This window comes from Pseudomonas sp. S07E 245, from assembly GCF_019599025.1.
Taxonomy (GTDB): domain Bacteria; phylum Pseudomonadota; class Gammaproteobacteria; order Pseudomonadales; family Pseudomonadaceae; genus Aquipseudomonas; species Aquipseudomonas shirazensis.
In genome coordinates this window covers 4,063,825-4,078,594 of sequence record NZ_CP080625.1, presented here as the reverse complement: position 1 = coordinate 4,078,594, position 14,770 = coordinate 4,063,825, and the positions used below count along the sequence as shown (strand labels likewise).

Sequence of the window (14,770 nt, the reverse complement as noted above, 5' to 3'; positions counted from 1 at the left end):
GCAAAGGTTTTACAGTTCACGCAGACTCTCCGCAGGTTGGATCCGTATCGCCCGCACGGCGCCGATCAAGGCAACCAGGCCAGCGACCAGCAAGGCCAGCAGCAGGGCCACCAGGCCATGCCAGACAGTGATATGGCAAATAAAGGCGCCGGTCGCCTGGCTGCTGCCGAGCAACTGGTCGAACAGCAGACTGCCCAGGTAATAACAGGCCAGCCCGCCGACAAACCCGGTCAGGCTCAGCAGCAGCGCTTGCAGCACCACGTAGACGGCCACCGCGCTGCTGGTGAAACCGAGCAGGCGCAGCACCGCCAGGTCGCGGCGTTTGCGGTCTATGTTGGCCAGAAACGCCCCCACCAACGAGGCAATGCAGCCGATCAGGGCAGCGCCGGCGATGACTCCGAAGATCAGCCCCAGCACATGGTTGATGGCTTTGACGCTGTCGATTTCAGCCAGCCGGCTGCTGGTCTCGATGCGCTGTTGATTGAGCCACTGCTCCAGCGGCGCGACGCTGTCGATATCGCGTGCATAGACCCGCGCACGGGCATAGCCGACTCCGACCGCCTCCAGCGACTGGCCGCTGCCGGCGCCCAACGCAGGCACCAGATAGCCGTCGCGGTAATGCTCAAGATCCAGCAGCAGCTCAGGGCTGACGAACGCCGCCGGGCGGGCAAAGCGCACAGCGGCGACAATCGCCTGCACGCGCAGAGTGCGCTCGCCACGTTCATTGACTTCGTTGAGGCGGCGGCTGACGCGCAGTCGCACGCTGTCGCCGACCTTGGCTTCGAGGCGCTGTGCCGCGCGCTCGCTGAGGATCAGTTGATCGGCTTGCAGTGCGCTGAATTCGCTGGCCAGCAGCGGGTCGTTGGCCGCGGTCGGGATCACTTCGACGTTGTCGACAAAGCGCCCACGCTCGCCAAGCAGGTCGGCCTGGGTATTCAGCGAGCGGGTCTGGCCAATCGCAAAGCCAACCTCGGGCCGTTGTTGCAGGCGTTGCAGCCAGGCCTGGTCGTAATGGCCGCTGCTGAGCATCTTCACTTCGAGGTTGCGCGGGTCGCTGAGCAGCTCCTGCTGCAATTGGCTGACTACCCCATGCTTGAGGCCGAACAGCAACAGCAACGGCGCGATCACCGCCACCAGCGACGCGGCCATGCAAAGCGACACGTTGCGGTCATGCCAGAGGTCTGCCAGCGACAGCCTGACCAGCAGCGCCAGGCGCTTATACCAAGGGTTCAAAACGGGTCTCCCCCTGGCCATTGATCGCGCCCAGACGCGGCAGGCCAAAGCGCTCGACCAGCGCCCAGTCGTGCGACACCAGCAAGGCGCTCAGGCCCAGTTCGGCAACCAGCTCCAGCAGCAACTCGAACAGCCGCTGCGCGTTGTGTGGGTCAAGCGCGGCGGTTGGTTCGTCGGCCAGCAGCACCCGCGGTTCGTGGGCGATGGCGCGCACGCAGGCGACCCGCTGGCGCTCACCGATCGACAGTGCCTGCGGCAGTTTGTCCAGCAATGGCGTCAGGCTCAGCGCTGCGACGGCTTTGTCGACCGCATGGCTGTGCGCGTCCAGACCGAGCAGACGGCGCGGCAAGAGGATGTTGTCGCGCACGCTGAGAAACGGCAGCAAGCCGCCGCTCTGCAGGACGAAACCCAGCTCGCGCGAGCGCAGTGCAGCCAAGGCCGCATGCTGCTCGCCGGCCAGCAGCCGGGCAACGTCGTGCTGCTCGCTGCCGAGGAGGTAACAGTCCAGTCGCTCAGGCTTGAGCAGCAGGCCGATGGCTTCGAGCAGTGTGCTCTTGCCGCAGCCGCTCTCGCCGGTTACCGCCCACACCTCGCCCGCGCGCAACTGCAGCGCATCCAGGCGCACGGCGTGTGACTGTGGTCCCTGGCCGCGGACCACACGCAATCCCTTGATCTCGAGCATAAGTGGTCAGGGCATCATTTCCAGAGGAACCGGGTAGACGTTGTCGCGGCTGTCGGCGCCCGGGGCCAGCGCCACCCAGCGGTCAACATCGGCGTTGTAACGCTGGTAGTGGCGCAGCTTGGTGCTCAGGTTGCGGATGAATTTCTCCTGGGCCAGGCCGTCCCAGCCTTTCCAGGTTTCTTCATCGAGGTTGAGCACTTCGCTCTGGTACGGCAGGCCATCGAGGTACTCGCCGAGCACACCGAGGTCGGCCACGCGGGCGTCTTGCTTGAGCTGGTTAGGGTCGGCGCCCATGGTCGCAGCCACGGCGCGCAGGCGGGTGAACATCTCGCTGGGCGAGATCATGCCTTCGTTGGCGGCGTCGAGGATCTGCTTGAGCACGTCGCTGAGGTCGCTCAGCTGCGCCTTGGTCAGCAGCACCCGCACATCGGTGGTGGGCACGTTCTGCTTGATCGGGTCACGGTCGCTGATCCACGCCTCGAACACCGGCGGCGCCTGGGTGCCGCTGGCCTTGCCCAGGTACGCCAGCTGCATCGCGTGGCCAATCAGCGCGGCGTCTTCGAGCATCTTCTGCTCGGCGGGGCTGGCCTTGGCATTGGTGGCGCTGCCAACGGCGTCTTCGCCCATGTACGCCGAACGGACCTGCTGGGTGATGGCGCCAGCGAGGCTGTCGACCTTGCGGCCGAACTCGTCGACATCACCGGCATTGACCGGGTAGTACAGCGAGGTGTTGGTGCCGGGGTAGGTCGACAGGGCGCGGTACTGCGCTTCGGCGCTGCCGTGGTTCTTGGCCCCGCTTGGGGTCTTCAGGTGCAAGGTGTACAGAGCAACGCCAGGGTTGCTGGCTTCGATCTTGACCTGCTCGGCGCCAAGGCCGGTGCTGGACAGTTTGTCGCTGCCATCCAGCGCGCCGGCATCGGTGATCAGCACCACGTAGCGCGCGCCAAACTGGCTCCAGTCGACCTTGTCGACCGCATGCATGACCCCGGCATAGGCGTCTTCATCGAAGACCTTGCTGGAGACCTTGGCCTGCTTCAGATCCGCCACCTTGCTGAGGAAGTCGGCACCGTCCTTGACCGTGTTCGGGTCGGCGTACATCTTGCTGACGTACTCCAGCCCCGGCACTGCCTGGGTGCTGGAACGGTAGGCGATCAGGCCGAACTTGACCTGCTGGCCGAGGTTCTCCTTCTCGATCTGGGCGTAGACACGCTTGATCGCTTCGCGGGTGCGGTCGATGTACGGGTCCATCGAAATGGTCGAGTCGATGACGAATACTACCGCCGCGCTGAACGCTTTCATCTGGGTGTTGGCGGCGGCCTGGCTGGCAGCACTGCCGGCCGCAGGTGCCGCGCTGCTGGCCACGTCGGCCTTGCTCACCGAGGCGACGTTGAGGATGCGCGTGCGGAAGCCTTCTTCAGTCATCACTTCTTCGCCGCTCAGGACCGGCAGCAGGTAGAAGTTTTTCTGCAGGTCGACGAAGTACTCCGGCTCCTGGGCCAATACCCCAGGCGCTTCCTTGCCGTTCTTGAGCTGGGCGCGCAATGGCGCCACCTTGCTGACCGGGTCGGGCGCATCGAGGATGCCTTCGAGCTGGCTGCGGTCTTTGAAGAACATCAGCCGGTCGCGGTTGGCCGGGTTGGTGAAGGCCAGGGTCAGCTGCATTTTCCATTCGACAGTGCAGTCACCCGGCAGCCAGCCGATGCTCTTGCCCTGGGTATCCGGGCCGACGCGCAGCCACTGGCGGTTGTCCACCGCCGCGCGCTCGTACACATAAAAGCGGCTGAAGGTCGGCTGGGCGCTGCCCGGCGCCGCGCCGGCGGCATCGCTGAGCTTGCAGCCGGGGGTGGTCAGCACGCGCTGGAACAGGGTTTTCTTGCCCTCTTGCAGCAGCGGCTTGTCGGCCGCGTGCAGCACCGGGCTCAGGCTCAAGGCCAGCAGGGCGGCGCCAAGGCTGCGCAGGCTCATGGCTTGAGCTCCTCGAAGCGTTGCTTGGCTTCGGCGTTGTTCTCATCGAAACCGAGAATGGTCTCGTACCAGTAGGCTGCGGTGGCGTTGTCTGGCGCCTTGAAGCATTCGCTGGGCTGGTGGTACTTGGGGTCGTACTCGCGGGCATAGGCACTGGCGATTTCGATGTCGCCGCCCTGGGCGCGGTTGGCGTAAAGCCGCTGGGCAACGCCGCAGTGGTTGCTGGCCTTGGCCTGGTTGATCACTTCCAGCAGCGCGGCCGAGCCTGGGGCGTTCTGGATGCAGGCCTGGACGAACGGGATCTCGCCTTCGCTCTGCATGCTTTCCAGGGTGCAGGGCAGGGCGGCAGTGGGCGCAGGGGGCGCTGGCTGTTCGGTCTTGGGCTCGGGCTTCGGTGCTTCGACCGATGCGGTTGGTTGTTTGTTGAACCACCACCAGGCGCCGCCTGCGGCGAGCAGCAACAAAACCACCAGCAACAGCGGCAGCAGCCAGCGGTTGCCGGTCTTGGCCGGAGCAGGGGAGATCGGCTTGCTTATATTGATTACCGGCTCTGGGGTCGGCTCCGGTTCAACGGCTGTGGTTACAGGTTCTTCAGGCACGCTGACTGGCGCTGGCGCGACCGGCTCAGGTGCGGGTGGAACCGGCAGCGGGGGCGGCGTCTGCTGTGGTGCACCTGAAGTCGACGGCAGTACCTCGTTGTTGATGCGCAGCATGCCCATGTCGCTCTGGCCTTGCTGCGGATCGCTCAGCTCCACGCGGAAGTTGGCGGTGCCGCTGGCTTCCAGCAAGGGGTCGATCAGCTCAGGACCAATGCGCGTTTCCAGGCCCGGCGCGCCGTCCACCGGCTGCAAGGCATCGAGCTTGAAACCATGGGCGACGTTGCCCCAGCGTGCGCCAGGGTGGAGGAACTCGTGGGTCTGGCTGCTCTGCAGGGACAGCTCCAGGCCGTCACTCGCGCCCTCCCAGCCGGTGATCCGCAGCACGGCATGGCCCGGCGTGTTCACGGTCAGTGGCAGCACATCAACTCTGATACCCATTACAGTCAGCTCGCTTCAAAGGTGTTCAGCAACACCGCCAACTGGCGACGTTGCTCGGTGGTGATTTCGGGGTCGGCGCCGTTCTTGGCATTTTCCTGGGTCAGCCAGGCCAGGCCCGACAGCCAGTCGACGAGGAAGCGCTGCTCCTGGTGTGACGGCTGCGCCGGCAGCTCCGGCAGTTCGCCTAGGGCCACGTTCTGGTAGAAGCCGAACACTGGCTGGCGCTCGCCGATCAGACAATTCGGGCGCTGGCTGAGTGGCTGCGCAAGCAGGCCGAACCAGGACAGGAAGTCGCGCATCAACAGCTGCACGTTCATCACCTGGCGCTGCACCAATTGGTCGCGCCGGGCGCCACCGAGGATGCGCCGGGTCACGGCCTGGTCGAGCTGTGCGAGGAAGGCCGGTCGGCGCACGGCGCTGATCAGCTCTTCGGTCAAGGCATCGGCCAGATCGCGGCTGATGCGCATGCTGTTCAGGCGCAAGGTCTGCGTGCCCAGCTCGCGCATGTGGCGGATCCACGCTTTAAGTGCGGCGCGGGCAAAGCGTTGTTCCGAGTTCAAGCGCTGGGCCAGCGGTTTGGCCGCGGTGACTGCAGCGGGCGCGGCTGCGGGGCTGGCAAACAGGTTGCCGAAATTGATCGCCGGGGCTTTGTTGGCCGGCGCCTTGGCGGCACTTTCCGGCTCGGGCTCTGCCTCGCCATCGATACCGTCGATGTCATACACGCCGCCCAGGTACAGCTCGCGCAGTTCTTCATCGGGCAATTGCAGGGCGTTGATCAGCTCGCTGATCGCGTCCGGATCGGCACCGAGGTTGTCGACCAGATATTGGGTCTTCTCGCGCTTCTTGTTCAGCAGCTGCTCGAAGTCCTCTTCGCGCCATGCATGCAGGCCGTGTTCGAGCAGATCGGCGCGGCACTGGCGCAGCTGTTCGTCGATGCGCGTCAGCTTGAAGTCGATGTCGCTGATGCCTTGGAAGCTGGCGCTGAAGCGGCTGATGCCACCGTCGTTGAGGGCGAGCATGGCTTGCCAGGCATCGGCCGGGTCTTTGATATGGCGCTGTACCGAGGGGCTTTGCGCAAAGCACTGCTGCAGCTGCTGCAGGCGCAACTCGTGGCGCTCGTTGAAGTGGGTTTCTTCGCCGCTGCCGCTGTCGCGCTCGATGAACGCGGTGTCCAGGCGCGGCTTGCGCACCAGGTAGGTGTTGTTGAACGGCCTGTCGGCCCACTCTTTCATCCATTCCTGAGCGCCGAAGCGCTCGATCATGGTCAGCTTCATCATGTTCTCGCAGCCTTCAGGCAGCTGCCCTTCGCTGAGGCCGAGGGTGTTGCCGATGAAACCGTCGAGCATGGTCAGCGCCCAGATCAGGCCCGGAGTGCGCTGGCCGCGTTCTTTTGGCGTGGCGCCCTGGGTCTTGTGGATCCAGCGGGTCAGCACCGGGCCGACGCTGACCACTTCACTCTGCTTGAACGAACTGGTGCACAGCACCAGGCCATTCATCTGCTGGGCGTCGGTGTAGCGCTCGAACAGGTAGGCGACCTTGCCGCGCAGGATCAGGCTGGAGGCCGGGTTGACCTCTTCGACTGCGTCCGGGCTGGCAGCGTCTTCCAGGCGCAGCAGCTTTTGCCGGGTCCGGTAGCCAGGGAAGTCGAGCAGATCGACCGCTTCGACCACCGGGTCCTTGGGGCTGTTGATCAGGCGGAAGGTCATCTCGGCAGTCAGCGCGGCGAGCTGGGCGACGGTCAGGCCGACACTGCTCTGAACCTTGTCGCCGTGCAGTGGCAGCACGCTTACCGGCAAATCGCGGCTGGTGCCGAGACGGCCAAGAATATCCACGTTCATGATGCTGTTGGTCGGCGTGTAGCTGCCGTTGTCGTCCTTCACCAACACGCTCAAAGGCGCATATACGGTGTCGGGGAAGCCCAGCTTGTGCAGGCCGCCGACCAGCAGTTCATACACTTCGGTGAGCGCTGGCTGCTCGCCCCACAGCACCGAGAACAGCTTGGCGCGCTGGCGATAGCTCAGGTGCGGCGCGAGCTTGATTGCTCGTGGCCAGTAGTGGTCATCGAGCTTGCGTACCGATTTTTCGTAGTTGCCCTTGAGGTAGTCCCACAAGGCGACCACGTCGTCACCGTTGACGCCGGGATGCAGTTGCTCCTGCTCGCGGCCTTCGAAGCTTTTGAGCAGCGCTTGCAGGCTATCGTCGGTGAGGCTGTAGTCGAGCTTCTCCTGATCGAAATCCTCGAACCAGGCGTTGGCGAGAATCTTCGCCACTTCAACTTCGCTGAACAGCTTCAGCTCGACCGGGTAGTTGGCATCCGGGCTGGGCTTGGCCAGGCGGCTGAAGCGGGTAACCAGGCCGGTGGCTTCCTTGCCCAACCCGGTCGGGTTGATGTGCTCGATGAAGTCCAGGGTCTTGCCACCAAAGTCGGTTTCAAGCCGGCCGCGCTGATCTGCCGCCAGGGCCGAGATCAGGTACGACTTGCCCGCCTGGGACAGGCCGAAGAAGCCGATCACCATTGGCGTCGACGCGGCCTTGCGCAGGTCCTTGGCGCGGTTGCGCGCCTGGCGCAGACGCAGGCTCAGGCCATCGGCCTCGGCTTCCACGCTGGCGGCGTTGCCACGCACCTGGTCGATCCACGACAGGGCCTGGCCGGCGCCTTCATGGACAGCGCCCCAGGCGTTCATCAACTGTTGTTGCTTCGGCGTAAGGTCGCTCATTTTCCTTTGACGTTCCCGCTGTCGAGCCAATAGTCGCTGTCACTCAAGCTCATGGTTGGCATGGTATTGAGGGCAAGCTCCAGATCCCGGTCGTAATCGAAATCGGCATCCTGAATATTCGATTGCAGGTCGCAGATGATCAGCTTGTCGCTGATCAAACCCTGCTCCAGCAGTTGGTCCGACGGCTCCTCGACCTCCAGGCGCACGCGCAGTACCGGCGCTTCGCCGCCCTTGCCGAGTGCCTTGGAGAACGCGCTGCTGCCGCGCGGGGTGAAGCGCAAGGTGTACAGCGGCGAGGCCGACCAGCGCTCGGCCGACAACTGCCGATAGCCCAGGTGCATGTCGCCGCGCATTTCCAGCCACGGCGTGCCGCGCTGCTCGCCTTCGCCAACAATCGGCAGTTCGATCCGGCCTTTGGCCGACTGCAGGTTGTGGTAGAGCACGTCGGCATGCTTGATGGTGCCGGCGGTGTCGATCTGGCCGAAGTGCTTGATGATCGAGTACGGCTTGAGCTCGACGGTGCGGAAATAGAAGTTCGGCACGCTGTGCTTGGAGCACAGCAGGCAGATCATCGCGCCGACCGAAGCGGTGCTCTTCGGGTCATCGATCAGGCCGTTGCGGTGGAACGGGTACCAGCCGCCGGTGCGGTAGTTCTGCAGCGGCAGGATGCGCCCTGGCGGCAGCGGCAGGCGCTGGCGGATGAACGCCTGAATGCCCGGCAGGCGCGACGGTCGGCCGGTCAGCAGGAGCATGTCGCAAGGGTAGTGCGAGATCACTTCGCACAGCTCGGCGAGGATCCGGGTGATGTTGATCTGGCCGCCGATGAAGGCCGCATGGACCTGCTCAAGGTCAAACGTGATCGGCGTCTGCAGCAGCTCCAGCGTGCCTTCGCGGCCGACTTCGCGGCGCACTGCGGCATTGACGAACTCGAGCACGCTGTCGTTGATCACGGCAGTGCCCAACACCTCTTGCCAGGTCTGCTCGACGACGTCCTGCGGCTGCGCCGGGTCGTAGTTCTCGTACGCCTTGAGCAGGGCCAGACCCAGCGGCACGAAGATCTGCAGGTTGAGCTGCTGACGCAGGATGCGCTCTTGCGCCGAGGCATCACCGTTGCCGCACAGGCGCGACATCATCGCGTCCGGCGCACTCACGCCAGCGCCCTGCAGGGCCTTGCGGAACGACGGCAGGATGAACTCCTGGATCACGTCGAGGAGGATGTCGTCGCCAGCCACCTTGAAGCCATCGCGGAAACGCTGGTTCGGCACGATGTGCGCGTTGGCCCCGGCGCCGCCGTTGTTGCCACGGTCGAGGCGGTAGTCGGTGATCACCAGGTCAGTGGTGCCGCCGCCGATATCGATGGTGGCCAGGGTGATCTGCTCGGCTTCCTGCTTGTCCGGGCGGGCGAGGGCGGCGAAGAATTCTTCCGGATGACCGGCGAAGTTCTCGTTGACCTCGTTGTACAGGTACACCAGCTGGCCGCAGCTGGCTTCATCCCAATCGACGCGGATGCTTGGCAGCGGCGTGCGCGGGACGATGCTCTTGTCTTTGAACGGGTTGCTCTCGCCGGCATGCCAGCCAAAGCTCTTCCAGACCAGGCCGACGGCTTCGTACATGCGGTTGCTGAGGATGCTGCGCTCGGCTTGAGGCATGCCTGGCGGCACGGTCAGGGTGATGCTGTTGAGGCGGCGCGGCACGCGCGCGTGGCCCTGGCGCGAACGCTGCGCCGGGCTGTTGATCTGGGCCAGCGCCTGGGTGACCACTTCGGCCAGCATGAAGGTCATCAGGTTGCTGCGCGAATAGCGCGGGGTGAACACCGGCATGTCGTTCTTCGGCGGCAGGTACAGGGCCTGGCCGAGGTCGTTGATCAGGTGCGCGAACGGTGCGGCGGTGGCCAGCGGCTCCTTGTCGCTCTTGACGTAGGAGGTATTGAAGCGCCAGCCATGGCCGTAGGCCTTTTCATCCCACAGGTAACGCTTGGGGCTGGACAGCCCGGTCGAGCCTTCGGTACCGCGGCGACGGCTGGCCAGGCGTCCGGCTTCGCCACCGACGCGGGCGATGGTCGGCCACTGGAAGGCATTGTGGCGGCCGCTCTTGACCGAGAAATTATCCTTGCCGAAGTAGGCCTGGGTGAACTCGACGCGGCTTTCGAAGGCTTCGTTGTAGACCTTCTCCGGCTCGCTCAGGTCGCGCAGTTCGAGCACGTAGTTGTGGCGCATACCGGAGCCTGCCTGGCCGTGGTCCTCGATGAGGATGCCGCAGGTGCGCGAGTTGCCCACATCGAGTACCAGGTCGACCGGGATTGGCTGCACCACACCCTGAATCTCGTTGGCGACAACCTTGATTTCCGGGATTTCGACCTTGGGCTTCTCGACGCTCTGCTCAGCCGGCACTGGCCGACGCAACAGGCTCAGCAGGTTGAGGTAGTGGGCCAGGTGACGGTTGCCCTGCAGATCACGTTCGAGGCGCTCGCGGGTCCACTCGGCGCGGGCTTCGCCATACAGCTCGGCAAGCCACTCGCGGATCCAGCCGTGGGTCAGGAACCAGCCGTATTCACGGGCGCTGCAGGCCAGCTTGAAATCGACCCCGGAGCGCACGTCTTCTTCGTTCGGCGCCAGGTAATGAGCACCGGCCACTGCGGCCATGATGCGCGTATCGAAGGCCAGCGTCAGGCGATGGGTATTGCCGTCCAGGTCCGGCTCGGCCAGCTTGACCAGGCGCATCCGCGACCAGTTGTTGGGGCCTTCGTCAAACCGATGCGGCGCCATGAAGCGCAGGAACGGCAATGGCAGCCAGACGCCATCGAACAGCTTCAGGCTTTCTTCCATGGCGACGCGGAAGTGGTTGTCGTCGCTGCTGTCGAATTCGACCTGGACGACCTTGTCCGGCTCCGGCTCGTAGAAGTCCTTGTACTCGCGCGACCACAGCAGGCGCGTCGGCACCATGCCGTTGTTGAGCTGGACGAACTTGCCCGCTTGCTCGCCGTCCGGGCCGAGACGCAGGGCGAAATCCATGAATTGAATGCCGGTATCGCTGACCAGCGTGACCGTTTCTTCGAACTGGGTGATTTCGGGCAACATCTTCTGCGTCTCGTATTATTGGCCGGCTTGTTTCATCAGCATCGGGAAGGCGTCGGCGCCATAGTTGCCGGCGCAGTCAGCCGGGCCGGATGCGCCTGGCTTGCAATTGACCTGGGGCAGGTCGTAGCTGCTGCCGTCAGCACAGGCGGCTTGGCCGGCACTGGTGATCGACAGCTGACCTTGATTCATGGCCGCCGAAACCGGTGCCTGGCAGCGCACGCCATCGGAGCGGCTGACGGTGGCATTGCCTTTGCCGTCCTTGAAGTCGTACTTCAGGCGCAGCGGCTTGCTGGTGCCGACTTCCTGGATGCCGGCACCGGCCCAGTCGCCATTGAGGAAGCTGGCGGTGCCTTCGGCGGCGTCAGGCGGAATGCTGAGCAGGTTCGCCTGGGGAGCGGGCGCAGGGGGTTCTGTTGGCAGTTCGGGTGGCGTCGTGCTCGGGCCTGGCTCGGGTGCAGGCGCGGGTTCCGGCGCTGGCGCTGGGGCGGGTTCAGGCTCAGGCGCAGGCTCAGGCGCGGTGGTCTCGCCCGACACTGGCGGTTCAGGTGTTGGCTCGGGTGCAGGTGGCGTTGCATCTGGGTTGCCGGCCCCTGGGCCAGTGCCGCCAGCGTCTGGCAGGCCAGCACCGGTGCCCGGCACTTGACCGGTGCCAGTACCCAGGTTGCCAGTGCCGCTGCCGCTATGCGTTCCAGTGTCGATCACCGGCGCTTTCGGATTCGGGTCAGGCAGCTGCAGGCCCGGCACATTCAGGCCCGGCCAGCAGCTGCGCAGGCCGAACAACAGCAGCAACAGCAGCAAAAATGGCAGCAGCCACCACCAACCCAGCCGACGCCACCACGGCGCGGCGGCAACCGGCACTGGCGGCGCAACCGGCGGTACTGGCGCAGGAGCAATCGGTGGCACGGGTGGCGGTGCGATCACTGGCTCGGCGGCTTTGGCAGCACGCGGATACAGGCAATGCAAGGGCTGGCGGCTGCGCTCGGCGCCGGCATGGATAAAGCCCCAGAAGGTCAGGACCGGGCGGCCATCCACCAGATACACGAAGTTTTCGTCGGGAAACGGCACCACACAGGTCAGCAGCTTGCCGAACACTGTGTTGTCGCCCTGCACGGCATTGCGGGCGCCGGGCAACGGCGCGCCGTTGGCATCCAGGCCGAGCATGCTGTTGCTCAGGTCATTGATGCGCAGCTGCAGTACTTCGAGCTGGGCTCGGGCAGGCGCTCGCTCTTCTTCGGTAGCGCTGCTCCAAGGGATCACATCGCCCGGGCGCTCGCTGTACCAGTCAAGGGTGCTGCCCAGCGCATCCGGCTGCGGGATGGCCAGGTGCTCGACCAGGTGCGGATGCTCCGGGTACTTGCGGCGGATCGCCTCGCGCAGCTGCAAAGCGGCACGATAGACCGGCTGGCCAGTCTCTCCCAAAGCGGTAAAGTTTTCACTCTTACCACTGCGTAGCAATACTCCGCGCATCCTTGTAGACCCTACCTAGTCTTGTATCGATCCGTTTCAGTAATCACACCTTGATACTGAATAGCCGCGCAACACTACTTGCAAAGTCATTTAGCCGTCAATTTAAGTTAGATGGCTTTTTGACGTCATTGCCCCGGCTTGCGGTTAAACTGCCCGCACCCGGTCAGCGGTACCGGCTGATCTGCCCTTGCACAATGGAGCGTGACCACGATGAGTCTCTGGGATGACCTGAAGAAAAAGGCCTACGACGCCAACCCCGAGCTGGCTGCCAAAGCCGCCCAGGCGCTGGACAAAGCCCGTGACCTGGCTGTCGAGGCCGGGCAAAAAGCTGCGCCGATCCTCAAGCAGGCCAGCGACAAGGCCACCGTCTACGCCCAGGAGAAAACCCCGATTCTCAAGGCCCAGGCGCTCAAGGCCATCGACGACGCCAAGCTGCGCCGCGCCCAGTTGCAAGAGCAGGCCAAGCGCGACAAGGCCGCTCGCGCCGAAATGATCCGCACCATGTACGACATCACCCTGGCGCCCGACGACGTCAACTTCATCGAAGAGCCGTTCAACCACTTCGAGCGCCAGTTGGGGTTCTTTGTCTTCAATGGCGAAGTGCTCGACAGCCAGAAGCGCAACCAGACCCACCTCGACGCCTACCACTCGCACCGCACCACTGGCGGCACGATGTGGCAGGGCACCGGCTCGACTGGCAGCAGTTCGTCGAGCATGCAGGTGAGCACCCACAACGTGCAGGAGCATGAGTTCTGGGTGCGCCTGGAAAATGGCAAAGAGTCGTGCTTCCAGCTCAACAATACCCAGGTGCGCATCCGCCCCGGCCAGCACGTCAGCCTGCTGTTCGTGCATAACGCCGGCAACCAGAACGGCACCCTGGTCGCGCTGTACAACCACAATGCCGGGGAAAACTTCACCGTCCTCACCCCGGCGCAGATCAACCAGGCGTTCGACCTCTACACCCAGGCGCCGGGGTTCTTCAATCAGCGTGAAGTCAACGACACCCGCCACCGGCTGTTGCAGGCACTCGACCTGCGGATTGGTCAACTGGTGCGCTACATGGCAGTGCACGGCGACCGCCGTAATGGGCAAGTGATCGAGGCAGAACAGGATTGATCGACTGCGGGTCGCTTGAGCGGCCCGTCACACAAGGAAAGCAACATGAAGTTGAAATGGGCCGTAGCGATGGGTGGGGTACTGGGGCTGGCCGGTTGCGATGCAGTCAGCCAGTTCCAGCAGGCGCGAGCGCTGCAGGAGCTGCGCCAGGAGTGTTTTGGCAATTTCACCAACAGCTGTGTCAGCAAGACCATTGATTACAACATTGGTCTGGTTGAAGCAGTGCCGTTCGCCGGGCCGGAAGACAAGCAGGCCATTCTCGCGATGTTTGGCGATGCCGGCTGGGACCTCTATGAACAGGCAGTGCGTGAGGTCAAGGATGACGTCGTCAGTGCGCTCGAAGCGAGCCGCCCCGGGATGTTTTCACGCTGGATTCTTGGCGATGCACAGCCGTTCGATGGCAAAGGGGTGATGGAGTTTTCCCAGAGCGAACTGGAGCCTATTCGCAAGCGCATAAGCGAGGTATACATCGCCAGGATCAAAGCTGCTGGCCTGACCCCGAATGCCCAGGCAATGGCGCACTACAGCGCAGCCAGCCAACCGGCCACCAGCACCGTTATTGCTCCAGAACAGCAGCCAGCCGTGCAGCCGCCAGGCGCAACTGATGCGCTGCTCAAGGTCGCCATCGACCAGATGGTTGCGGACGAAATTGCAACCGATGGCGGCAGTGAATACGACGAAGGCCGTCAGGTGCTGGAAGTGGATCTCGATGGAGATGGCGTCGAAGATGCCGTGGTGCTTTACACCATCGAAGGCCAGGGCGGTGGCAATGGCTCGTTCCAGACCCTTGCGGCGCTGTACCGTGATGGCAACAGCTGGAGCGCCAAAGGCAAGACCATCCTCGGCGGCGCCACCGACCTACAGCTGCTCGGCCCGAACCTGATCGGCGTGACCGTGTTGACTCACAGCGACGAAGATCCACGCTGCTGCCCGAGCCAGGAGAGTGTGGTCAAGTATCAGTGGAATGGTGCAGCCTTTGCCGAGCTGCCGGATACGGTTAAGTCAGCGGGTTGACGCTTGGTGCGCTTCGCTCAAGCTAAGTGATATTCAGCGCCAAGCAGCGCCGCAAAGCTGTCTTTGGCAGGGTGGCTGCCAGTGTGCTTGTTGCAGATGAAGTAGTTCTGCACTGGCGCCAGGTCGGCGAAGCTGAAGCCGCTGATGCCGTAGCTGGCAATGCTGGTGATGTTCACCTCTAGCCCGTGCGGCGTCAGCCAGCGTTGCAGCGACTGCCGGTACGGGCAGCCCTCAGGCCACATCAACCAGGTTCGCCCCTGCAATGGGCTTGTCGCTGCTTGGCAGGTGAGGTCCGCACAAACGAAAAAGCCCCGGGACAAGTCCCAGGGCTTTTTCTTGATATGGCGCACTCGGCGGGATTCGAACCCACGACCCCTGCCTTCGGAGGGCAGTACTCTATCCAGCTGAGCTACGAGTGCAACGCGGCGCAATGATACCCATCTTGGCCTAGCGCGTCCATCG

General features: G+C 64.0%; 10 protein-coding genes and 1 tRNA gene. 2 read left to right on the top strand and 9 right to left on the bottom strand.

Features of this window, described 5'->3' with window-relative positions; all coding sequences use genetic code 11:
• Nucleotides 1-9: 9 nt before the first annotated feature.
• From K3F44_RS18795 to K3F44_RS18765, 7 genes are read right to left on the bottom strand one after another with little or no spacing between them, the layout of a single operon-like run.
• Nucleotides 10-1,233, bottom strand: coding sequence for an ABC transporter permease (locus K3F44_RS18795; protein ID WP_101322610.1), 1,224 nt, complete (start codon nt 1,231-1,233; stop codon nt 10-12).
• The gene (locus K3F44_RS18790; RefSeq protein WP_103435361.1) at nt 1,217-1,915 is read right to left on the bottom strand and encodes an ABC transporter ATP-binding protein; all 699 of its coding nucleotides are present in this window, start codon (nt 1,913-1,915) and stop codon (nt 1,217-1,219) included. The genes K3F44_RS18795 and K3F44_RS18790 overlap by 17 nt, the downstream gene beginning before the upstream one ends.
• Before the next feature lie 6 nt (nt 1,916-1,921).
• Nucleotides 1,922-3,880 carry a vWA domain-containing protein gene (locus K3F44_RS18785; RefSeq protein ID WP_220632782.1) on the bottom strand — a complete coding sequence of 653 codons (1,959 nt, stop codon included), beginning with the start codon at nt 3,878-3,880 and terminating at the stop codon, nt 1,922-1,924.
• Nucleotides 3,877-4,917, bottom strand: coding sequence for a hypothetical protein (locus K3F44_RS18780; protein WP_220632781.1), 1,041 nt, complete (start codon nt 4,915-4,917; stop codon nt 3,877-3,879). Before K3F44_RS18780 ends, K3F44_RS18785 begins: the two co-directional genes overlap by 4 nt.
• 5 nt (nt 4,918-4,922) lie before the next feature.
• Nucleotides 4,923-7,634 carry a virulence factor SrfC family protein gene (locus tag K3F44_RS18775; RefSeq protein ID WP_220632780.1) on the bottom strand — a complete coding sequence of 904 codons (2,712 nt, stop codon included), beginning with the start codon at nt 7,632-7,634 and terminating at the stop codon, nt 4,923-4,925.
• Nucleotides 7,631-10,711, bottom strand: coding sequence for a virulence factor SrfB (locus K3F44_RS18770; RefSeq protein WP_101322605.1), 3,081 nt, complete (start codon nt 10,709-10,711; stop codon nt 7,631-7,633). The genes K3F44_RS18775 and K3F44_RS18770 overlap by 4 nt, the downstream gene beginning before the upstream one ends.
• 15 nt (nt 10,712-10,726) lie before the next feature.
• Nucleotides 10,727-12,178, bottom strand: coding sequence for an SrfA family protein (locus K3F44_RS18765; RefSeq protein ID WP_220632779.1), 1,452 nt, complete (start codon nt 12,176-12,178; stop codon nt 10,727-10,729).
• A gap of 210 nt (nt 12,179-12,388) precedes the next feature.
• On the opposite strand from K3F44_RS18765, the gene K3F44_RS18760 reads away from it, so the two are divergent.
• The gene (locus tag K3F44_RS18760; RefSeq protein WP_150573571.1) at nt 12,389-13,294 is read left to right on the top strand and encodes a hypothetical protein; all 906 of its coding nucleotides are present in this window, start codon (nt 12,389-12,391) and stop codon (nt 13,292-13,294) included.
• 45 nt (nt 13,295-13,339) lie between these two features.
• Entirely contained in the window at nt 13,340-14,308 is a 969-nt protein-coding gene (locus K3F44_RS18755; protein WP_220632778.1) for an LppP/LprE family lipoprotein, read from the top strand.
• A 17-nt stretch (nt 14,309-14,325) separates the two neighbouring features.
• Here K3F44_RS18755 and K3F44_RS18750 read toward each other — a convergent pair whose 3' ends face one another.
• Together K3F44_RS18750 and K3F44_RS18745 are read right to left on the bottom strand one after the other, a co-directional pair.
• Nucleotides 14,326-14,553, bottom strand: a complete 228-nt coding sequence (locus tag K3F44_RS18750; RefSeq protein WP_220632777.1) for a hypothetical protein — start codon at nt 14,551-14,553, stop codon at nt 14,326-14,328.
• A gap of 97 nt (nt 14,554-14,650) precedes the next feature.
• A tRNA-Arg gene (locus K3F44_RS18745) sits at nt 14,651-14,727 on the bottom strand.
• Nucleotides 14,728-14,770: the final 43 nt, after the last annotated feature.